The organism is Delftia sp. (genome assembly GCF_059499305.1).
In genome coordinates this window covers 36,355-56,422 of the sequence record NZ_JCABYI010000021.1, presented here as the reverse complement: position 1 = coordinate 56,422, position 20,068 = coordinate 36,355, and the positions used below count along the sequence as shown (strand labels likewise).

Genomic DNA, 20,068 nt, shown 5'->3' with positions numbered 1-20,068 from the left:
GCCGCCTGCTTTGCAAAGGGAAGCTGAGGCGACAACTATCCTGACATAGAGGGCGCGCGATAAGAAAGTAGGTCGGCCGCCGGGCCGAAACCCGGCTCCTGCCGCCAGAGGCACAACACAATCAAAAACAGGTCAACCAGAAATCAGCCAATCCGAGCAATCACAGCCCCCAGCACCTGCGCCTTCCCCGCCTCAGCCACCAAAGCCACCACCCCACTGCGATGCGCAGTCACCTGCATCTCCATCTTCATGGCCTCCATGACGGCAATCACATCGCCCTCCTGAACGGTATCGCCATCGGCCACCTTCCACGCATGCAGATTCCCTGCAATGGGTGAGGTGACGGCAGCGGGGTCCACGGCAGATTCGGCAGCCGGCGCGGCAGCCACACCGCCGCCAGCCGATGCCAGCCCCTGCAGCAGCACCGCAGGCAGGCCCAGCGACACCCGGCGCCCGTCGATCTCGACCGCGCAGCGCACCAGGCTGGCGTCGGGCAGCGGCTCGGCGCGCACGGCGGCGGCCAGGGGTTCGGCGAAGTCGGATTCGATCCAGCGCGTGTGGACCTTGAAGCCGTCGTTGCCCACGAAGTCGGCATGGCCGATGACGGCGCGGTGGAAGGGCAGGACGGAGGACAGGCCTTCGATGCGGAACTCGGCCAGGGCGCGGCGTGCGCGGGCCAGGGCCTGTTCACGGGTGGCGCCGCTGACGATGAGCTTGGCCATCAGCGAGTCGAAGCTGCCGGGCACGACCGAGCCGGACTGAACGCCCGTGTCCAGGCGCACGCCAGGGCCCGAGGGCGGGTCGAACCGCACCACGGGGCCGGGCGTGGGCAGGAAGCCGCGGCCCACGTCTTCGGCGTTGATGCGGAATTCGATGGAGTGGCCCAGCGGCGCCGGGGTTTCGGTGATGGACAGGGGCAGGCCGTCGGCCACGCGCAGCTGCTCGATCACCAGGTCCACGCCCGTGGTCTGCTCGGTCACGGGGTGCTCGACCTGCAGGCGCGTGTTGACTTCGAGGAAGGAGATGGCGCCCGTCTGGCTCAGCAGGAATTCCACCGTGCCCGCGCTGACGTAGCCGGCCGCCGCGCAGATGTCGCGTGCGGAGCTGTGGATGCGGGCGCGCTGATCGTCGCTGAGGAAGGGCGCCGGGGCCTCTTCCACCAGCTTCTGGTTGCGCCGCTGCAGCGAGCAGTCGCGCGTGCCCAGCACGACCACGTTGCCGTGGGTGTCGGCCAGCACCTGGGCCTCGATGTGGCGGGGGCGGTCCAGGAATTGCTCGACGAAGCATTCGCCGCGGCCGAAGGCGGTGACGGCCTCGCGCACGGCCGAGTGAAAGAGTTCCTCGACCTCGTCCATGCGCCACGCGATCTTCATGCCGCGCCCGCCGCCGCCGAACGCGGCCTTGATGATGATGGGCAGGCCGTGCTGCTGGGCAAAGGCCAGCACTTCGCCGGCATCCTTGACGGGGTCGGGCGTGCCGGCCACCAGGGGAGCGCCGACCTGCAGGGCGATCTTGCGCGCCTCGACCTTGTCGCCCAGCTTGGCGATGGTCTCGGGCGTGGGGCCGATCCAGCGCAGGCCCGCATCCAGCACGGCGCGCGCGAAGGCTTCGCTTTCGGACAGGAATCCGTAGCCGGGGTGCACGGCGTCGGCGCCGCTCTTGTGCGCGATGGCGATGAGCTTGGCGATGTTCAGGTAGGTGTCGGCCGGGCGCTCGCCGTCCAGGCCATAGGCCTCGTCGGCCATGCGCACGTGCAGGGCGTCGATGTCGGCATCGGCGTAGACGGCCACGGATTTCACGCCGTAGTCGGCGCAGGCGCGGGCGATGCGGACGGCGATCTCGCCACGGTTGGCAATCAGGACTTTTTTCATCGCAATACCTTCAATTGTTCTGCAGGCGCTGGGCGCCTTGCGCGCCGGGGGAATATTCCTCGAAGGCGCGGATGGGGTTGAAGCGGATCCAGGCGCCCACGGGAATCTGGCCGGCCAGATCCAGGTGGTGCGGCGCCACGCAGCCGATGACGGGATAACCGCCCGTCAGCGGATGGTCGGCCAGGAACAGCACGGGCTGGCCGCTGGGGGGCACCTGGATGGCGCCCAGCGGCGTGCCTTCGCTGGGCAGCTCGCCGGCCACAGCGCGCTCCAGGGGCTGCTCGCCGGCCACGCGCAGGCCCACGCGGTTGGACTGCGGCGTGACCTGCCAGCGCTGCGCGGCCAGCAGGGCCACGGCCTCGGGCGTGAACCAGTCGGTGCGCGGGCCTAGTTCCACGTCCAGCACCACGTCCTGCCCGGCGGTGGGCAGGGACTCGGGCGGCAGCTCGGGCGCGGACACGGCCGTGCGGTCCGCAGCCCGCACGGGCAGGATCTGGCCCACGGCCAGGGCGGCTGGGCCGACATTCGCCAGGGTGTCGGTGCAGGCGCTGCCCAGCACGGGCGTGACGGCAAAGCCGCCGCGCACGGCCACATAGCAGCGCGCGCCGGCCACGGGCTGGGCAATGGTCAGCAGGTCGCCATCGGCCAGGGCCACGGCCTGGTAGCGCGGCACGCTCCAGCGCTGGCCGGACCCGGTGGTCACGGTCAGGGGCGCATCGGCGCCCGTGATGGCGACCACGGTCTCGCCCTGGCTTTGCAGCGACAGGCCACCGCCCACGGTCTCCAGCACGGCCAGGTCGCTGGCATTGCCGACAAGGCGGTTGGCGGCCTTGAAGGCTGCCTGGTCCATGGCGCCCGAGGCCGAGACGCCCTGCCCGGCCTGGCCCAGGCGGCCCCGGTCCTGGAACAGCGTCATCAGCCCGGTGGCCTTGACGCGCAGCGCGTTGCCCTCTGGCAGTTCGGCCTGCACGACAGCAGGCGCAGGTTCGGCATCCGCCTGCTCCATGCCTGCGGCATCGACAAAGCGCACGCGGTAGCCGGGCTGCAGCAGCGCAGGCAGCTCGCGCGCAAGGTCCCACATGCGCGCCGAGGTGCGGCCTATCAGTTGCCAGCCGCCCGGGCTGGCCTGGGGATAGACGGCGCTGAACGTGCCGCCCAGCGCCACGGAGCCGGCCGGCACGCGCGTGCGCGGCGTGGTGCGGCGCGGCACGTTGAAGATCGGATCGCCCCCGCTGAGGTAGGCGAAGCCGGGCGCGAAGCCCGTGAAGGCCACGGCGTACTCGCTGCCCGTGTGGCGGCGCACGACTTCCTCGGGCGTGATGCCCAGCAGCTGCGCCACATCGGCCAGGTCCTCGCCGTCGTAGTGCACGGGGATTTCGACCAGCACATCGCTGCGCTCGGCGCGCTGACTCAGGTCACGCGCGGCGATGCGGTTCACCAGCTCGGCCACGCCCACCTGGGCGGGGGTGAACTGCACAAGCACGGTGCGCGCGGCCGGCACCAGCTCCTGCACGCCGGCGATGGGCTCGCGCTGCAGCGAGCCCAGCAGGGCCAGGGTTTCATCCAGGTCGGCCAGCTCCACCAGCAGGGCCTGGCGGTTGACAGGTAGAAAGCGCATGGCCACTCCTCAACCTGCGAAGGAGGAAATGCGCACGCCCTCCTGCTCGAAACGCTCGCGCAGATGGCGTGCGATGGCCACGGCTCCCGGGCTGTCGCCATGCACGCAGATGGAGTCGGCGGCAATGCGCACGGGGCTGCCGTCCACGGCCTCGACCACCCCTTCGCGCACCAGCATGAGCATGCGCGCGGCGATCTGGTCCACGTCGTGCAGCACGGCGCCCGGATCGCGGCGCGAGACCAGGGTGCCCTCGGGCGTGTAGCCGCGGTCGGCAAAGGCCTCGGCCACCACGGTCAGGCCTGCGTCGCGCGCCCAGTCGATCAGGGGCGAGCCGGCCAGCGCCACCAGCACCAGGCTGGGGTCGATGGCGCGCATGGCCGTGATCACGTCGGTGGCCTGGCGCCTGTCGTGGGCGATGGTGTTGTAGAGCGCGCCGTGCGGCTTGACGTAGCGCACCTCGGTGCCGGCCACGCGGGCCAGGCCCTGCAGCGCGCCGATCTGGTAGATGACGCCGGCCACCAGGTCGGCGCTGGCCACGTCCATGTTGCGCCGGCCGAAGCCGACCAGGTCGGGATAGGACACATGGGCGCCGACGATGGCGCCGCGCGCGCGGGCGGCCTTGAGCGTCTCCAGGATGCCTGCCGGGTCGCCGGCATGGAATCCGCAGGCCACGTTGGCGCTGCTGACGATATCGAGCATGGCGGCATCGTCGCCCATGCGCCATCCGCCCAGGCTCTCACCAAGATCACTGTTCAGGTCAATTTTCATCGTTCTCTCCTCACCGGACTCGGTGCACGGGGTTCAGTGCAACTGGCCGGCGTTTTCCTTCAGATCCTGGGACACGGTCAGGGCCGTGCGGATGGTCTCGCGCACGGCAGCCACCTGGTCGGCCAGCGACATGCTGGGCATGCCCGGCTTGCGCGCTGCCTGCTCAGGCAGGGCCGGCACATGGATGAAGCCGCCCCGCGCACCCGGCGCAGCCTTGCCCTGGGCCAGCCAGTGCATGAGCGCGAAAAACACGTGGTTGCAGACAAAGGTGCCCGCCGTGTTGGAAACGGAAGACGGAATGCCCCGCGCACGCAGGTTGTGCACCACGGCCTTGATGGGCAGCGTGGAAAAGTAGGCGGCGGGCGCGCCCGGGATCACCACCTGGTCCACGGGCTGGCGCGCCGCATGGTCGGGAATGCGGGCGTCGTCGATATTGATGGCCACGCGCTCGGGCGTGAACTCGCTGCGGCCGCCGGCCAGGCCCAGGCTGATGACCAGCACCGGCTGCAGCTGCGCAAGCGCCTCCTGCAGCTGGCGCAGCGATTCGCCGAACACGCAGCGCAGCTGCAGGCCGTGGACGGTGGCGCCCTCCACGATCTCTCCATGCAGGGCACGCGCCACTTCCCACGAGGGATTGACAGGGTCCTGCTCGAACGGCTCGAAGCCGGTCACCAGGATGCGCGGGGAAGTGGAATCGGTCATGGCAACAGTCCGTCCTTTAACGGAACATCAGGAAATACATGAGGAAGACGTTGGCCGTCAGCAGGGCCAGGGCCGTGGGCACCTGGGCGCGGATCACGGCATTCTTGTCGATCTCCAGCAGCGCGGCGGGCACCAGGTTGAAGTTGGCCGCCATGGGCGTCAGCAGGGTGCCGCAGTAGCCCGAGAGCATGCCGATGGCCGCCATCACGGCCGGGTCGCCATGGTAGACGCCCACCAGAATGGGCACGCCCACGCCGCCCGTCATCACCGGGAAGGCCGCGAAGCCATTGCCCATCACCACCGTGAACAGCGCCATGCCGAGCACGTAGACGGCCACGGCCACGAAGCGGATGTCCATGTTGATATAGGTGGTGGTCACATAGGCCACGGCCTTGCCCACGCCGGCGTCCGAGAACACCAGGCCCAGCATGCCCAGCATCTGGGGCAGCACCAGGGCCCAGCCCAGCGCATCGGTCAGGCGGCGCGATTCGCGCATGCCCTGGGCCGGCGTCTCGCGGGTCAGCCAGCAGGCCAGGCCCAGCGCCAGCACGCAGCCCACGCCCAGGCTCACCAGCGTGGTGGCCTTGGGGTCCAGCAGGGGCGTTCCGCCGAAGACCAGGTGAGAGGCGCTCAGCGTGCCCACCATGGTGATCAGCGGAATCGCCAGGGCCGGCACGAACAGCTTGTTGCCCAGGCGCTTGGCGCTGGCCAGGTATTCGGCATCGCTGCGCGGCGCGTGGCGGCCGCTGCCCACGCCACCGAAGCCGGCGATCAGCGCCATGGCCACGGCGATCACGCCCACCACCATGGGGGGCAGCTCATGGCCCACCAGGAACACGGCCGCATACAGCGCCCAGAACAGGCCGCTGGACCAGCGCTTGGGATTGCTGGCATCGCGCAGCGTCATCACGGCCGTGACGGCCAGGACGAAGCCGACCAGGTAGTACAGGTGTTGGATGGTCAGCGTCATTTCAGGCTCCCTTGGCTTGGGTGGCGTTGGCATTGGCCGCGTCGGCTGCGACGCCCGCCTTGTACTGGGCCAGCTCGCGCTCGAGCATGCGGTCCAAGCGACCCAGGCGCCAGGCGTGGATCACGAAGGCGCAGATGGCCGTGGGAATGCCCCACAGCGCGACGTGGATGGGCTCGACCTCGATGCCGGCTTCCTTCAGGAAGGTGGTCATCAGCACGATGGCGCCGAAGGCCACGAAGATGTCCTCGCCGAAGAACAGGCCCACGTTGTCCGTGGCGGCCGAGTAGGCGCGCAGCTTGTCACGCACCTTGGCGGGCAGGATGCCGAAGCGCGACTGGGTCGCGCCTTCGGCCATGGGTGCCAGCAGCGGACGCACCATCTGCGGATGCCCGCCCAGGCTGGTCAGGCCCACGGCGGCCGTCAGCTGGCGCGCCGCCAGGTAGACGATGAGCAGGCGGCCAGCGGTGGCCGACTTGATGGAGCTGATCCAGTTCTGCGCATGCTGGCGCAGGCCATGGCGCTCCAGCAGGCCGATCACGGCCAGCGGCAGCAGGATGATCAGCGGCAGGTTGCGCGTCTTGATGAAGCCCGTGCCGATGGTGGCCAGCACCTTGTCGACGGGAAAGCCCGCCGCCAGTGCCGTGCCGATGGCCGTGACGATCACGACCAGCATGGGATTGAAGCGCAGCACGAAGCCCGCAACGATGATGGCCACCCCGATAAGCGGCCAGAGATTGACGTCAGTCAGCATGTTGATTCCCCCTTCACACCCCCGGTGCGCGACGGCCGTCGAGCCACCCCGCATGCCCAACCCGGTGGCAAGGAGTGCGCTGCCGACCTGGTTTTGTTCAACAAAACTAGTAATTTGTCTTACAGAAACGAATTGTGATTAAGACAATCAACGCATACTGATAGTACAAACCCGCATACACCTGCCTACGCAATGTGCACTGACAGGGTTCTTGCCAAAGTCAGAAAAACTATCGATGATTGAATACCGATAGAAGACATGAATGCAACAATGCCCCTGCGCCGGTATCGCCTGCGGCAAGGCCGCCTCCTACAATGGGCCGCGCTCCCAGCGCGGGGCGCATGCGCGGCAGGCGTCGTGAATGGCCCTTCCTGCTCCCAACCCACCTTGCCCGAGCCCTGAATCCATGCGACGCCGTCAGATTGTTTCCCTGGTTCCCCGCGCTGCGGCCATCGCAGCGGTCCCGGCCCTGGCGCCGGCCTTCGTGCGCAATGCCTTTGCCGACGAGGCCGGCCTGTCCGCCAAGGCCATCACCATCGGCTCCACGGTGTCCCTGAGCGGCCCGCTGGCCGCATACGGCACCGACATCAAGCTGGGCACGGAAGCGGCCATGGCGCAGATCAATGCCCGCGGCGGAATTCACGGCCGCACGCTGCAGCTGCAGATCGTGGACGATGGCTATGTGCCCCAGCGCTCGGCCGACAACGTGCGGCAGATGCTGTCCAAGGGCACGGCCTTCGCCCTGCTGTCGTGCAACGGCACGCCCAACAATGCGGCCATCATTCCGCTGATCGAAGAGGCTGGCGTTCCCTACGTGGCGCCGATCACGGGCGCCTCGTCGCTGCGCAAGGGCGCGCGCAACGTCTTCCATGTCCGGGCCAGCTACACCAATGAGGTCCACCGACTGATACAGCGGCTTGCAGGCATGGGCCTCAAGGGCATCGGCATCGTCTACCTGGACAACGCCTACGGCCGGGAAATACTGGAAGACGCCACACGCGCACTGGAAGCCGGGAAGATGGCCCCCTCCGTACAGGCGGCCATTGCCACCGATGGCAAGAACCTGGCCGAAGTGTTGAACAAAGTGCATGCGGCCCGTCCGTCCGCCGTGTTGCTGGCCACGGCCGGCACGGTGTCGGTCGCGCTGGTGCGCGGCCTGCGCAAAAGCGTGCCCGGCGTGCTGCTCACGGGCCTGAGCGTGACCTTGCCCAACGACAGCCTCAAGCCGCTGGGCGACGACGCCCGGGGCCTTGCCATGACCATGGTCGTCCCCGCGCCCCATCAGGCCCGGCTGCAACTGGTGCGCGACTACCAATCGGCCCTGCGTGCCCACGGCCAGCAGGAGTTCTCCATGGGCTCGCTGGAAGCCTATGTGAATGCACGCGTGCTGGCCGAGGGTCTGGAACGCGCCGGCCGCGACCCCACCCAGGCCAGGCTGCGCTCGGCGCTGGCCGGCATGCGCAACTGGGACATGGGCGGCTTTGTGATCGACTACAGCGGCCAGCCGCCGCATGTGGGCTCCAGCTTCATCGACCTGGGCGTGCTGGGCAACGCGGGGCGCTTCATCGGTTGATGCCGGTGGCGGCTTGCGGGCCGGGCCGCGATGGTTTCTTTCTCTCGCCGCACCAAGGAGTTCTCGCCATGCCTGCCGAACGCCACCGCCTTGTGCCCTGCGCTTCCCACCGCGGCGTGCCACGCCGCCTGCTCATCCTGGCCGCCGCTGCCCTGCCCGGCCTTGCGCCGGCGCAGAAATGGCCGGCGCAGCCCGTGCGCATCATCGTTCCCTACACGGCCGGTGGCGGCTCGGACAACATCGCCCGCGCGCTGGGCACGGAACTGTCGCGTGAACTGGGCCAGCCCGTGGTCGTGGACAACAGGCCCGGGGCCTCGGCCATGCTGGGCGCAGAAATGGTGGCGCGGGCCGCGCCTGACGGCTACACGCTGCTGATGGCCGACATGCCGCACACCATCACGCCCAGCCTGTACAAGACGCCCTACGACGCGCTCAAGGACTTCACGCCCGTGGCCCTGATCGGATCATCGCCGCTGGTGCTGGCCGTCAACCCGAATTTCAAGGCGCAGAGCGTGAAGCAATTCGTGGCCCTGGCCAAGGCGCAGCCGGGCCGGCTCAACCTTGCATCGGGCGGCACGGGCACGGCCACGCATCTGGCGGGTGAGCTGTTCAAGCAGCAGACCGGCACCTTCATCACCCACATCCCCTACAAGGGCTCTGGGCAGGCCATTGCCGATGTGGTTGCCGGGCATACCGAGAGCATGTTCGCCTCGGCACCCACCGTGATCCCGCATATCCGAAGCGGTGCGCTGCGCGCCCTGGCCACCACCAGCGCCCAACGCTCGCCGGCCCTCCCCCAGGTTCCCACGCTGGGCGAAAGCGGCGTGCGCGGCCTGACCGTGCTGCACTGGTTCGGCCTGCTGGGGCCTGCCGGTTTGCCCTCCGGCATCCAGACCACGCTGCACGATGCCGTGGCCCGCGCCATGGCCACGCCCGCGCTGCAGGCCAAGCTGCAGTCCCTGGGGCTGGAGCTGACGCCCCGCACTGCGGCAGAGTTCGGCGCCCAGATGGAGACCGACGCGGCGCGTTGGGCGCGCGTCGTCAAGGAACGCAACATCAAGGCCGACTGATGTCCAGCCTGCACCCTCTTCCCGACGCCATCGACCTGCGCAGCGATACCGTCACGCGCCCCACGCCGCAGATGCTCGAAGCCATGGCCCGCGCCCCGCTGGGCGATGACGGCCTGGACGGCGACCCGACCGTGCGCGCGCTCGAGGAGACCGCAGCCCAGCGCTTCGGCAAGGCTGCGGGCCTGTTCGTGGTCAGCGGCACCATGGGCAATCTGGTGGCCGTGCTCGCCCATGGCCGCATGCCCGGCGAGGTGCTGGCCGAGGCCGGCAGCCATCTGCTGAACGCCGAGCGCGCCGCCGCGGGCCTGACCGGCATGCACTACCACAGCCTGGCCGGCGACGGCGGCCTGATCGCCCTGCCCGCGCTGGAGGCGGCGCTGGACACCGCCATCTCCGCACGCTGCCCCAGCGCGGTGGTGGCCGTGGAGAACACGCACAATGCGCGGGGCGGCACCGTGGCCGGGCCCCAGGCGCTGGCCGCCGTGCATGCGCTGGCCTGCCGCCATGGCGTGCCCGTGCACACCGATGGCGCGCGCCTGTTCAATGCCGCCGTGGCACTGGGCCTGTCCTGCCGCGAGATGGCTGCGCACACGGACTCGGTCACCGTCTGCCTGTCCAAGGGGCTGTCCGCGCCCGTGGGCTCGGTGCTCATGGGGCCGGCCGACTTCATCGCGCGGGCGCGCACCATACGGCGCATGCTCGGCGGCACCCTGCGCCAGGCCGGCGTGATTGCGGCGGCAGGGCTGGTGGCGCTGGAGCACATGGTCGAGCGCCTGGCCGACGACCATGCGCGCGCCTGCCGCCTGCACCAGGGCCTGCGCGCCATCGACCCGGCATGGTGCGCGGCCGAACTGCCGCAGACCAACATCGTCCAGGTTCGCGTTGACACCAGCGCGGCCGAAGCGCGCCTGTGGCAAGCACGCCTGGCCCAGGCCGGCGTGCTGGTGCGCACGGGCAGCGCCGGCCTGCTGCGCCTGGTCACGCACCGCCATATCGACGATGCCGCCGTGGACAGCACGCTGCAGGCCTTCGCCAGGCTGCAACACCCCACCTGAGCACTGCACGAAACCGGCGACCGGCCCGGCGCTGGCTACACTGCGCTCTGGCCCTTGCATCCCGACCACCATGACCCGCAGCACCGACATCCTCAACCTGACCGACCGCGTGACCGAGCAGCTGCGCAGCAAGCTCATCGATGGTGCCTGGGAGCCCGGGCAGAAGCTGTCGGAAGCCTCGCTCAGCGAAAGCCTGCAGATCTCGCGCAACACGCTGCGCGAGGCCTTCCGGCTGCTGACCAAGGAAGGCCTGCTGGTGCACGAGCCCAACAAGGGCGTGTCGGTGGCGGCGCCCAGCATCGCCTCCATCATCGACATCTACCGCGTGCGCCGCATGGTGGAGTGCCAGGCCCTGGCCCAGGCCTATCCCATGCACCCGGCGCGCAGCCTGATGCGCGAAGCCGTGGAGGCGGCCCAGCGCCACCGCGAGGCCCAGGACTGGTCGGGCGTGGGCACGGCCAACATGAGTTTCCACAAGGCCGTGGTGCAGCTGGCCGACAGCGAGCGCCTGGACACCATGTTCGAGCACCTGCTGGCCGAGCTGCGGCTGGCCTTCGGCCTGCTGCGCGACCCGCACTTCCTGCATGCCCCCTATGTGGACATGAATGCGCGCATCCTGCAGCAATTCGAGGACGGCAAGCCGGCCGAGGCCGCTGCCGCGCTCAATGACTACCTGGTGCATTCGGAGCGGCTGATCCTGGCCGCCTACGCCCGACGCCTGGCTGAAAAGGGCATCAAGGTGTGAAAACAATAGACACCCCCTGAGGCGCTTACGCGCCTTCCCCCTCTCTACTCGCTTCGCGAGGGAGGGGGACGACACCTTCGGGGCGGGGCTGCCCTTCCTCGGTGTCCCTGGCTTTTCGGGCGCGCCGGTTTCATGGGCTATGGGTAACGCACAGCGCCAGGGATCGCTGGCTCGTGCTCAACGCGAGGCCTTGCGCCGCGCGTCCAGGCTCCAGCGCGCCACGGGCGCCAGCATCAGTTGCACGAATCCCCCGGCGATCGCCAGGTTCTTCAGGAACTGCACCAGCTGGCCCTTGTCGCCGAACTGGTTGTGGAACATCAGCGCCGACATGACGCTGAACACGGCCATCACGGCCGCGGCCTCGCGGGTGCGCCAGCCCAGCAGCAGGGCCGTGGCCACGCCCAGCTCCACCACCAGCGCCATGGCATACGACAGCATGGGCAGCGGCAGGCCCGCCTTGGCGATATAGGCCATGGTGCCCTCCGGCCCCATCAGCTTGCCGATGCCGCTGTAGATGAACAGCAGGCTCAGCAGCACCCGGGCCAGCAGCGGTGCGAAGTCGGCCCAGGGCGATGCTGCGGCGTGGGCAGCGCGATGCGTGGCGGCGCGCGTCATCGCATCAGCCCGGGACACGGCCGGAACCCTGGCCTTCGGCCGCCTTCACCGAGCCGCCCAGGCGCTGCACTTCGGCCAGGTACTCGGGGCCGCTGCGCATGCGCTGGTACTGGGCCAGGCGCTGCTGGTAGTCGGCATCCCAGTGGTTCACGTCGGACTCGCGGTAGACGTTGAGGCCGGCGCGGTTCCACAGGGCCAGGTCAGCCTGCACTTCGGCGCGCGACAGCGCGGGGCCGGAGGCGACGGGCTCGGCGCCGAACCAGGTTTCTGCAGATACCGTGGCGGCCGGTGCGGCCGAGGCCATGCCCGACCACAAGGCGGAGGAAAGGGAAACGATGGCGAAGAGGGTCTTTGCGTGCTTCATGGCGAATCCTTTGTCAAATCCTGCAGCGCGTGATTGCGTTCTGCATGGCTGCAGTCTCGTCTTCGCCCGCCTGCACGTCAGTGCCTAAACGCACAGCTTTGCGCAAACTCACCGGTTCCCGCGCTCACTGTCCACGCTCACCATCCACGCTCAGGGCCACTGCAGGCCGGGCCGCGCCACATGCAGGGCCTGCAAGGGCTCGGAGCGCCCGCGCACCTGCACCTGCCGGACTTCGCCCAGGCCATCGGCCACGCCCGCGCGGCGCGCCACCTCCAGCGACAGCACCAGCCGGGCCTGGGCGCTCTTGGTGTATTCCTGCAGGCGGCTGGCCGTGTTGACCACCTCGCCCACGGCCGTGAAGGTGGTGGTGTGCTCGAAGCCCACGCGCCCCACGGCGGCGCGCCCCGCATGCAGGCCCATGCCGAAATCCACCGGCTGGCCGAACTGCGCCTCGAAGGTGTGGCTCCATTCCTGCATGCGCCGGTCGATGAGGGCGCTGGCCTGCACGGCCTGGCGGCAGGCCGTGTCCAGGTCGGTATCCAGCCCGAAGATGGCCATCACGCTGTCGCCGATGAACTGGTTGGCCATGCCGCCGCTGTCGTGCACAGCCTGGCCCACGCGCTCGAAATACTGGTCCAGCACCCAGGACAGGTCCACGGGCCATTGCCGCTCGGCCAGGCCCGACCAGCGGCGCAGGTCCACGAACAGGATGGCCACCGCGCGCACTTCGCGGACCTCGCGCTGCCCGTCACCCCGCCCGGCCTGGGCGGCTGCCGGCGAGCGGAACAGCGGGGCCACCTGCACATCGCCCGTGGGCCGCAGCTGGCAGGCCAGCCGCACGTCCTGCGGCGCGCCCACGCGCTCCAGCGTGAGGCGCTCGTCCCGCCCCGGCGCAGGCAGGTGGGCCGCCGGGCCGGACACGCGCACCCGGCAGGTGGAGCAGCGCGCCCTGCCGCCGCACAGCGACAGATGGGCAATGCCATGCTCGCGGCTGGCTTCGAGCACGCTCATGCCCTGGGCCACCTGCACGGTGCGGCCCGGATAGTGCAGCAGCACCTGGCGGGCGCCGCGCAGGCGCATGCGCCGCCACAGCCAGGGGCCGGCCAGCAGCGCGGCCAGGCAGGCCAGCCAGCCCTGGCGCAGCCCGGCTGTCAGCGCGCGCAGCCACTGCGATGCCTCGGGCGAGGGGCCGGCCGGCGCTGGCAGGCCGGCCGCCGCGATCTCGCGCGCCATGGAGACGATGCCCAGCGCCGCCAGCACGGGCAGCAGCACGGCGGCCGTGAGCAGCAGCGGCTGCCAGCGCCGCCACCAGCCGCGCGCACGCAGGGCCATGTGCAGGCCCATGCAGCCATGGGTCCAGGCAGCCGTCATCAGCAGCAGCTGGATGGCCATGCTGGACGGATTCCAGGAAGAACGCACGATGCGCGCATACGAGGGGTCCACGCCCCAGGCCTCCTGCGCCAGCCGCGTGGCCGGCACGTGCAGGGCCAGCAGCAGCGGCAGGCCCAGTCCCAGCAGCAGCCGCACGGCCTCCAGCGCCGGCATGCGCAGGCTGCGCCGCCGCGCCAGCGCCTGCAGCGCCAGCCCCATGTGCACGGCCAGCGCGCCGTAGAGCAGCAGGCTGCCGGGCAGGGATCGCCACACGCCGTGGACCAGCTCGCGCACGGCCTCGGCCGTGGCCAGCGAGACCAGGCCCAGGGCATGGTTGGACAGGTGCAGCGCCGCATAGGTCCACAGCACCAGGCCGGTGGACCAGTGGAGACTGCGCAGGGACGGCAGGGACGGAGGAAGGACACGGGCCATGGAAACGGATGATGCGCCCGACGGCAGGACAAGACAGGAACAATGGCGGCTTGAAGGAACTTGGGACAGCGCAGCCCGATCCAGAATCTTTGTACATTCCGCCCGCTATTGGTTCCATGGCCCACCCTACCCCGCCTTCCAGCTTCGCCCTGCGCGGCATCGCCCTGTTCGAGGGCCTGGGCAGCGCCAGCCTGGACCGCATCGCGGCCGACTGCGAATGGCGCCCGCTGCAGGCCCGCCAGCCCGTGTTCAGCCGCTGCTCCACGGGCAGCGACGTGTTCTTCCTGGTCAGCGGGCGCGTGCGCATCACCACCTATTCGCCGGGCGGGCGCGAGGTCAGCTTCCGCGACTACGGGCCCGGCGAGCACTTCGGCGACCTGGCGGCCATCGACGGCCAGGCCCGCTCCACCGATGTGGTCACCCTGGAATCCTCGCTGCTGGCCAGCCTCTCGCGCCAGGACTTCCTGGCCCTGCTGGCGCGCGAGCCTGCCATCGCCTTGCGCATGATGGAGGGCCTGGCCGGCCTGGTGCGCCGGCTGACCGACCGCGTCATGGAGCTGAGCACCCTGGGCGTGCCCACGCGCCTGCACAGGGAGCTGCTGCGCCTGGCCCGGGAGGCGGGCGTCTCGCCCGAGCACACGGCCCTCATCAGCCCCGTGCCTTCGCACTCGGTGCTGGCCAGCAAGATCAGCACCAACCGCGAGCAGGTCACGCGCGAGCTGGGAGCCCTCACCCGGCGCGGCCTGCTGCGCAAGGAGGGGCGCCAGGCGCTGCTGGTGACCGATGTGCGCGCACTGCAGGCGCTGATAGCGCAGGAAAGCTAGGCGGGCTCCATTCGCCAGCCCTGCGGCGACCACACCAGGCGGTCGGTCAGCCCGATGGCCTGCAGAAAATCCTCGTCATGCGAGACCACGACCAGCGTGCCCTGGTAGCCGCGCAGCATGGCCTCCAGCGCCTGCAGGGAAGGCAGGTCCAGGTGGTTGCAGGGCTCGTCCAGCAGGAGCAGGGGCGCGGGCGGCTCGGCATGCAGCGCGCAGGCCATGGCGGCCTTGAGCTGCTCGCCGCCGCTGAGCCGGCCCGCGGGCTGCTCCACCTGTCGGGCCGCCAGTCCGAGCCAGGCCAGGCGCGTGCGCAGCACATCCACGGGGGTGCCGGGGCAGGCGTCCTGCAACTGCTCCATCACCGTGCGCCCGGGCTGCAACAGGGACAGGCGCTGGTCCAGGTAGGCACAGGCCTGCATGCGGCGCACCTCGCCTGCCTGGGGCGCAAGGCGGCCTGACAGCACATCGAGCAGGCGCGTCTTGCCGCAGCCGTTGGGACCGGTCACGGCCAGACGCTGGCCGCCGTACAGAGACAGGTTCAGGCGCGGCCCCGTGGACAACGAAAACGGCAGCAGCACATCGTCCAGCAGCGCCACCACGTCGCAGGGAGCACCGGCCGGTGGCTGCGTCTGCATGCGGATGGCCGCCTGATGGTCGATCTGGCGCGCCGCCTCGCGCACGCGCTGGTCCAGCGCCTCGCGCGTGTCCGCCTGCTGGCGGCGCAGGCGGCCGGCCGACACCTGGCTGCGCTCCTTTTGCCGGTCCAGCAGAATGCGCGCCTGGTTGGCCTCCTGGCCCTGGCGGCGGCCGCGCGCCTCGCGGCGCTGCTGGCGCTCCTGCTGCTCGCGCAACTGCTGCGTTTCGCGGCGCCGCTCCAGCTTGCGCTGCTCCAGCAGTTGCACCGCCGAGGCCATCTCGCGCGCCTTGGCTTCGGCATAGAAGGCGTAGCCGCCGCCGTAGCTGCGAAGCCCCTGCGGCGACAGCTCCACGATGCGTTCCATGCCCTGCAGCAGACTGCGGTCATGGCTGACCACGACCAGGCCACCGGGCCAGCGCTGCAGCTGCGCGGCCAGGGCCTGGCGGCTTTCGCGGTCCAGGTGGTTGCTGGGCTCGTCCAGCACCAGGTGGTCGGCGCCCGACAGCAGCGCGCCCGCCAGGGCCGCGCGCATGGCCTCGCCGCCGCTGAGGGCGTGGCCCGGCGTATCGGCACGCAGATGGCCCAGGCCCGCCAGCTCCAGCTGGGCCTGCAGGCGCTGGCGCAGGTCCCAGCGGTCGGCCAGCAGCTCGAAGTCGCGGGGCTCGCAACTGCCGCCCTCGATGCGCGCCAGCGCCTCCAGCGCGGGCTGCAGCCCGGCCAGCGCCGCCACCGAAGGCTGGCCGTGCCAGTCCGTGCGCTGGGCCAGGTACAGCACCTGCCCCGAGCGCAGGCAGCGGCCCTGCGAGGGCGCATCCAGCCCGGCCAGGATGCGCGCCAGCCGCGACTTGCCCACGCCGTTGCGCCCCACCAGGCCGGTGCGGCGATGGTCCAGGGTTTCGGAAAGATCGGAGAAAAGGGGGCTGCCATCGGGCAGCACGCAGGAAACGCCGTCGAGCGTGATCGTGGTATTCGTCATATCGCGGTTCATGGATGCCAACGCAGTTCCTTGCCGCTTTGCATGCATTGCGCATGCCGTGGGCAGGGTCGGGAAAAGCGGGCCGCTGGGATAGCGGCAGCATCAATGGCGCATGGGACGAATACCTCCTGCAATGGCGAACGAAGCCGCCATTATAGAAATCATGGGACGGACGTGCTGGCCGTGCCGAAGGGGGCGCCATCGGCGCCGTCGGCGCCAAGGGGGCCGGCATGCGCACCTGCGTTTGCACGCGGCGGCTCGGGTCCGGTGGGCCCGGCCTGCCGCGCGGGGGCTGCAGGCGCCGATGGCGCGCAAGGGTTCGAAGACTGTGCCGGCGGGCGGCCCTGAAAGCACAGGGCGTTGAGCGCGATCCAGAGGGGCATGGTTCAGGTTCCAGGGTCGGCAGCAGGCGGCGGCCGGCGCGCACTGCAGCGCGGCCCGGCGATGCGCCGCTGCCATTCAAGGACGAAGACGAAGAAGACGGGCACGAAGAACACGGCCAGCACCGTGCCGCTGACCATGCCGCCGAACACGCCCGTGCCGATGGCGTGCTGGGTCTCGGCGCTGGCGCCCGAGGCCAGCATCAGCGGCACCACGCCCAGCGCAAAGGCCAGCGAGGTCATGAGGATGGGCCGCAGCCGAAGGCGCGCGGCCTTGATGGCGGCCTCGCGCAGGTCCTGGCCTTCCTCGCGCAGCTGCTTGGCGAATTCCACGATCAGGATGGCGTTCTTGGCCGACAGGCCGATGATGGTGATCAGGCCCACCTTGAAGAACACATCGTTGGGCATGCCGCGCAGCAGCACGGCCGCCACCGCGCCCAGCAGGCCCAGGGGCACGACCAGCATCACCGACAGCGGGATGGACCAGCTCTCGTACAGCGCGGCCAGCACCAGGAAGACCACCAGCATGGACAGGGCCATGAGCAGGGGCGCCTGCGCGGCCGACTGGCGCTCCTGCAGCGACTGGCCGGTCCAGGCCACGGCAAAGCCGGGCGGCAGTTGGGCCACCAGCCGCTCCATCTCGGCCATGGCCGCGCCGCTGGATGTGCCGGGCGCAGGCGTGCCCGAGATGCGCGACGCCAGGAAGCCCTGGTAGCGCACCAGCTGCAGCGGCGTCTCGGACCACACGGGCGTGGCGAACTCGGCCAGCGGCACCATGCCGCCCGCAGCGTTGCGCACGTTCAGCCGGAGCACATCATCGATCTGCATGCGCGCGGGCGCGTCGGCCTGCACGATGACCTGCTGCATGCGCCCGGCGTTGGGGAAGTCGTTGACGTACAGCGAGCCCATGGCCGTGGACAGCGTCTCGCTGATGGCGGCAAAGCCCACGCCCAGCGCCTGGGCCTTCTGGCGGTCGATCTCCAGCCGCACGCTGGTGCCCGAAGGCAGACTGTCCTGGTAGGCCGAGCCCAGCACGCTGCTGCTGCCGGCCAGCGCCAGCAACTGGTCGGTGGCCGACTTGAGCGCGGCATGGCCCTGGCCCGTGCGGTCCTGCAGGTACATGGTGAAGCCCGAGGAAGTGCCCAGCTCGTCGATGGCCGGGGGCTGCAGCACCATGATGGCGCCCTCGGGCGCGTGTTCCATGGCCTTTTGCGCGAGCGAGACTTCCTCGCCGGCCGTGGCGCCGTTGCGCTGGTCCCAGTCCTTGAGCGTGGTGAAGGCCATGGCCGCGTTCGGGCCCGAGCCCGCGAAGCTGAAGCCCAGCACCGAGATGCTGGAGGCGATGCCGGGGCGCTGCGCCACATGCTCCTCATAGCGCTTGACCACGTCCAGCGTGCGCTCGGCCGTGGCATCGGCCGGCAGCTGGATGGAGGTCATGAAGTAGCCCTGGTCCTCCTCGGGCAGGAAGGCCGAGGGCAGCTGGCGCAGCGCAAACACCAGGATGGCCACGATGGCCGCGAACAGCAGCATCATGCGGCCCGTGCGCCGCACCAGGCCCGTGACATGGACCTCGTAGCGGTTCGTCAGCCGCTCGAAGCCGCGGTTGAACCAGCCGAAGAAGCCTTTCTTCTCATGGTGGCCTGCCGCCACCGGCTTGAGCAAGGTGGCGCACAGCGCCGGCGTCAGGCTCAGGGCCAGGAAGGCCGAGAACAGGATGGACACGGCCATGGACAGCGTGAACTGCTGGTAGATCACGCCCACCGAGCCGCTGGCGAACGCCATGGGAATGAACACCGCCGTCAGCACCAGGGTGATGCCGATGATGGCGCCCGTGATCTCCTTCATGGCCTTGAGCGTGGCATCGCGCGGCGACAGGCCTTCCTCGGCCATGAGGCGCTCCACGTTCTCCACCACGACGATGGCGTCATCCACGATGATGCCGATGGCCAGCACCATGCCGAACATGGTCAGCACGTTGATGGAAAAGCCCGCCACCAGCATCACGGCGAAGGTGCCCAGCAGCGCCACGGGCGCCACGATGGCCGGGATCAGCGTGTAGCGCAGGTTCTGCAGGAACAGGTACATCACCAGGAAGACCAGCACCATGGCCTCGACCAGGGTCTGCACCACCTTCTCGATGGAGATCTTGACGAAGGGCGCGGTGTTGAACGAGATGGTGTGCTGCATGCCCTGCGGCAGGATGGAGGCCAGCTCGGCCATGCGCTTTTGCACGGCAGCGGCCGTGCGCACGGCATTGGCACCCGGCGACAGCTGCACGGCGGCGCTGGTGGCGGGCTTGCCGTCCTCGCGGTTGGAGAAGGCATAGGACTGTGCACCCAGCTCCACGCGCGCCACGTCGCCCAGCACCAGGCGGGAGCCGTCGGCATGGGCGCGCAGCACGATGGCCGCGAACTGCGCGGGCGAGGTCAGCTGGCCCTGCACCGTCAGCGGCGTGGTCACGCGCTGGCCCGGCGCGGTCGGCGCATCGCCCACGCGGCCCGGGGCGATCTGCATGTTCTGCTGCTGTATGGCCTGGGTGAGGTCGCCCATGGACAGCCCGTAGGAAATCAGCTTGGCCGGATCGACCCAGACGCGCATGGCCTGCTCGGTACCGAACAGCTGCACGCGGCCCACGCCCTCGATGCGGCGCAGCTCCTCCACGATGTTGCGCGCCATGTAGTCATTGAGTGCCAGCTCGTCGAACTCGCCGCCCGGCGAGATCAGGCCCACCAGCAGCAGAAAGCTCGACGTGGCCGACTCCACCTGCAGCCCGTTCTGGCGCACGGCCTGCGGCAGGCGCGGCTCCACGGCCTTGATGCGGTTTTGCACATCCACCTGGGCCAGCTCCGGGTTGGTGCCGGGCTTGAAGGTGGCCTTGATCTCGGCCGAACCCGAGGTGTCCACCGAGGACTCGAAGTACAGCAGGTGGCGGACGCTGGACAGCTCGCGCTCGATCAGCGAGACCACGGAATCATTGAGCGTCTTGGGCGTGGCGCCCGGGTAGGTGGCATACAGGCTCACCGTGGGCGGCGCCACCGTGGGATAGCGCGATATCGGCAATTGCGGGATGGCGAGCACGCCCAGCAGCACGATGAACAGCGCGATGACCCAGACAAAGACGGGCCGGTGAATGAAGAACTGTGGCATGGACGCGAGGTCTGGTTTTCAATGCGCGCCAGGGCGCGCTGCGGAAAAAATACGGCGCCTGGCGCCGAATCATCTGAGGGGCCATCCGGATGCAAATCCAGATTGCCAGGAGGCATGGGGATGAAGGAAACTCCTGCCGGTGCGGCTTCGGCCTGCGGCGTGTTGCCGCAAGGGCCATTCACTCAGGGAGCCGCTGCAAAAG

16 protein-coding genes are annotated in these 20,068 nt (G+C 69.8%); 5 read left to right on the top strand and 11 right to left on the bottom strand.

The annotated features are described in order from the left end of the window. Positions 1–143: 143 nt before the first annotated feature. From AC5I49_RS12625 to AC5I49_RS12600, 6 genes are read right to left on the bottom strand one after another with little or no spacing between them, the layout of a single operon-like run. Positions 144–1,871, bottom strand: a complete 1,728-nt coding sequence (locus AC5I49_RS12625) for an acetyl/propionyl/methylcrotonyl-CoA carboxylase subunit alpha (protein WP_016448764.1) — start codon at positions 1,869–1,871, stop codon at positions 144–146. Between the two features lie 10 nt (positions 1,872–1,881). Further along, on the bottom strand, positions 1,882–3,489 hold the full coding sequence (locus AC5I49_RS12620; protein WP_495789453.1) for a 5-oxoprolinase subunit B/C family protein: 1,608 nt from the start codon (positions 3,487–3,489) through the stop codon (positions 1,882–1,884). Positions 3,490–3,498: 9 nt separating this feature from the next. Then, on the bottom strand, positions 3,499–4,257 hold the full coding sequence (locus AC5I49_RS12615) for a LamB/YcsF family protein (protein ID WP_016454390.1): 759 nt from the start codon (positions 4,255–4,257) through the stop codon (positions 3,499–3,501). A 33-nt stretch (positions 4,258–4,290) separates the two neighbouring features. After that, positions 4,291–4,959 carry a pyroglutamyl-peptidase I gene (pcp, locus tag AC5I49_RS12610; protein ID WP_016454391.1) on the bottom strand — a complete coding sequence of 223 codons (669 nt, stop codon included), beginning with the start codon at positions 4,957–4,959 and terminating at the stop codon, positions 4,291–4,293. A gap of 16 nt (positions 4,960–4,975) precedes the next feature. Then, positions 4,976–5,929 (bottom strand): DUF979 domain-containing protein, encoded by a 954-nt coding sequence (locus tag AC5I49_RS12605; protein ID WP_016454392.1) that lies wholly within the window; start codon positions 5,927–5,929, stop codon positions 4,976–4,978. Between the two features lies 1 nt (position 5,930). After that, the gene (locus AC5I49_RS12600) at positions 5,931–6,680 is read right to left on the bottom strand and encodes a DUF969 domain-containing protein (protein WP_016448769.1); all 750 of its coding nucleotides are present in this window, start codon (positions 6,678–6,680) and stop codon (positions 5,931–5,933) included. A gap of 406 nt (positions 6,681–7,086) precedes the next feature. Here AC5I49_RS12600 and AC5I49_RS12595 point away from each other — a divergent pair, with 406 nt between their 5' ends. From AC5I49_RS12595 to AC5I49_RS12580, 4 genes are all read left to right on the top strand, one after another. Continuing rightward, a complete protein-coding gene (locus tag AC5I49_RS12595) occupies positions 7,087–8,253 on the top strand; it encodes an ABC transporter substrate-binding protein (protein WP_016448770.1) in 1,167 nt (388 codons plus the stop codon). Between the two features lie 68 nt (positions 8,254–8,321). Continuing rightward, the gene (locus AC5I49_RS12590) at positions 8,322–9,323 is read left to right on the top strand and encodes a tripartite tricarboxylate transporter substrate binding protein (RefSeq protein WP_061289498.1); all 1,002 of its coding nucleotides are present in this window, start codon (positions 8,322–8,324) and stop codon (positions 9,321–9,323) included. Next, entirely contained in the window at positions 9,323–10,378 is a 1,056-nt protein-coding gene (locus tag AC5I49_RS12585; RefSeq protein WP_016448772.1) for a threonine aldolase family protein, read from the top strand. The genes AC5I49_RS12590 and AC5I49_RS12585 overlap by 1 nt, the downstream gene beginning before the upstream one ends. A 70-nt stretch (positions 10,379–10,448) precedes the next feature. Then, complete coding sequence (locus tag AC5I49_RS12580; RefSeq protein WP_012207532.1) at positions 10,449–11,123, top strand: GntR family transcriptional regulator; 675 nt, start codon at positions 10,449–10,451, stop codon at positions 11,121–11,123. Positions 11,124–11,300: 177 nt separating this feature from the next. Here AC5I49_RS12580 and AC5I49_RS12575 read toward each other — a convergent pair whose 3' ends face one another. The 3 genes from AC5I49_RS12575 to AC5I49_RS12565 form a co-directional block, all read right to left on the bottom strand. Beyond that, positions 11,301–11,756, bottom strand: coding sequence for a DoxX family protein (locus AC5I49_RS12575; RefSeq protein WP_223275169.1), 456 nt, complete (start codon positions 11,754–11,756; stop codon positions 11,301–11,303). Next, positions 11,743–12,102, bottom strand: a complete 360-nt coding sequence (locus tag AC5I49_RS12570; RefSeq protein WP_012207534.1) for a DUF4148 domain-containing protein — start codon at positions 12,100–12,102, stop codon at positions 11,743–11,745. Before AC5I49_RS12570 ends, AC5I49_RS12575 begins: the two co-directional genes overlap by 14 nt. A 150-nt stretch (positions 12,103–12,252) precedes the next feature. Then, complete coding sequence (locus AC5I49_RS12565) at positions 12,253–13,905, bottom strand: adenylate/guanylate cyclase domain-containing protein (protein ID WP_495789452.1); 1,653 nt, start codon at positions 13,903–13,905, stop codon at positions 12,253–12,255. Between the two features lie 116 nt (positions 13,906–14,021). On the opposite strand from AC5I49_RS12565, the gene AC5I49_RS12560 reads away from it, so the two are divergent. Continuing rightward, positions 14,022–14,729, top strand: coding sequence for a Crp/Fnr family transcriptional regulator (locus AC5I49_RS12560; RefSeq protein ID WP_017407025.1), 708 nt, complete (start codon positions 14,022–14,024; stop codon positions 14,727–14,729). On the opposite strand, the gene AC5I49_RS12555 is transcribed toward AC5I49_RS12560, so the two are convergent. Continuing rightward, on the bottom strand, positions 14,726–16,351 hold the full coding sequence (locus AC5I49_RS12555; RefSeq protein WP_495789451.1) for an ABC-F family ATP-binding cassette domain-containing protein: 1,626 nt from the start codon (positions 16,349–16,351) through the stop codon (positions 14,726–14,728). The two genes, AC5I49_RS12560 and AC5I49_RS12555, sit on opposite strands and share 4 nt — an antisense overlap. Positions 16,352–16,725: 374 nt before the next feature. After that, entirely contained in the window at positions 16,726–19,866 is a 3,141-nt protein-coding gene (locus AC5I49_RS12550; RefSeq protein WP_495789450.1) for a multidrug efflux RND transporter permease subunit, read from the bottom strand. Between the last annotated feature and the right edge of the window lie 202 nt (positions 19,867–20,068).

Excerpts from the sequence above, each read along its gene's own strand:
- AC5I49_RS12625 (WP_016448764.1), bottom strand. The coding sequence starts at position 1,871 with ATGAAAAAAGTCCTGATTGCCAACCGTGGCGAGATCGCCGTCCGCATC.
- AC5I49_RS12620 (WP_495789453.1), bottom strand. The coding sequence starts at position 3,489 with ATGCGCTTTCTACCTGTCAACCGCCAGGCCCTGCTGGTGGAGCTGGCC.
- AC5I49_RS12615 (WP_016454390.1), bottom strand. The coding sequence starts at position 4,257 with ATGAAAATTGACCTGAACAGTGATCTTGGTGAGAGCCTGGGCGGATGG.
- pcp (WP_016454391.1), bottom strand. The coding sequence starts at position 4,959 with ATGACCGATTCCACTTCCCCGCGCATCCTGGTGACCGGCTTCGAGCCG.
- AC5I49_RS12605 (WP_016454392.1), bottom strand. The coding sequence starts at position 5,929 with ATGACGCTGACCATCCAACACCTGTACTACCTGGTCGGCTTCGTCCTG.
- AC5I49_RS12600 (WP_016448769.1), bottom strand. The coding sequence starts at position 6,680 with ATGCTGACTGACGTCAATCTCTGGCCGCTTATCGGGGTGGCCATCATC.
- AC5I49_RS12595 (WP_016448770.1), top strand. The coding sequence starts at position 7,087 with ATGCGACGCCGTCAGATTGTTTCCCTGGTTCCCCGCGCTGCGGCCATC.
- AC5I49_RS12590 (WP_061289498.1), top strand. The coding sequence starts at position 8,322 with ATGCCTGCCGAACGCCACCGCCTTGTGCCCTGCGCTTCCCACCGCGGC.
- AC5I49_RS12585 (WP_016448772.1), top strand. The coding sequence starts at position 9,323 with ATGTCCAGCCTGCACCCTCTTCCCGACGCCATCGACCTGCGCAGCGAT.
- AC5I49_RS12580 (WP_012207532.1), top strand. The coding sequence starts at position 10,449 with ATGACCCGCAGCACCGACATCCTCAACCTGACCGACCGCGTGACCGAG.
- AC5I49_RS12570 (WP_012207534.1), bottom strand. The coding sequence starts at position 12,102 with ATGAAGCACGCAAAGACCCTCTTCGCCATCGTTTCCCTTTCCTCCGCC.
- AC5I49_RS12565 (WP_495789452.1), bottom strand. The coding sequence starts at position 13,905 with ATGGCCCGTGTCCTTCCTCCGTCCCTGCCGTCCCTGCGCAGTCTCCAC.
- AC5I49_RS12560 (WP_017407025.1), top strand. The coding sequence starts at position 14,022 with ATGGCCCACCCTACCCCGCCTTCCAGCTTCGCCCTGCGCGGCATCGCC.
- AC5I49_RS12555 (WP_495789451.1), bottom strand. The coding sequence starts at position 16,351 with ATGAACCGCGATATGACGAATACCACGATCACGCTCGACGGCGTTTCC.
- AC5I49_RS12550 (WP_495789450.1), bottom strand. The coding sequence starts at position 19,866 with ATGCCACAGTTCTTCATTCACCGGCCCGTCTTTGTCTGGGTCATCGCG.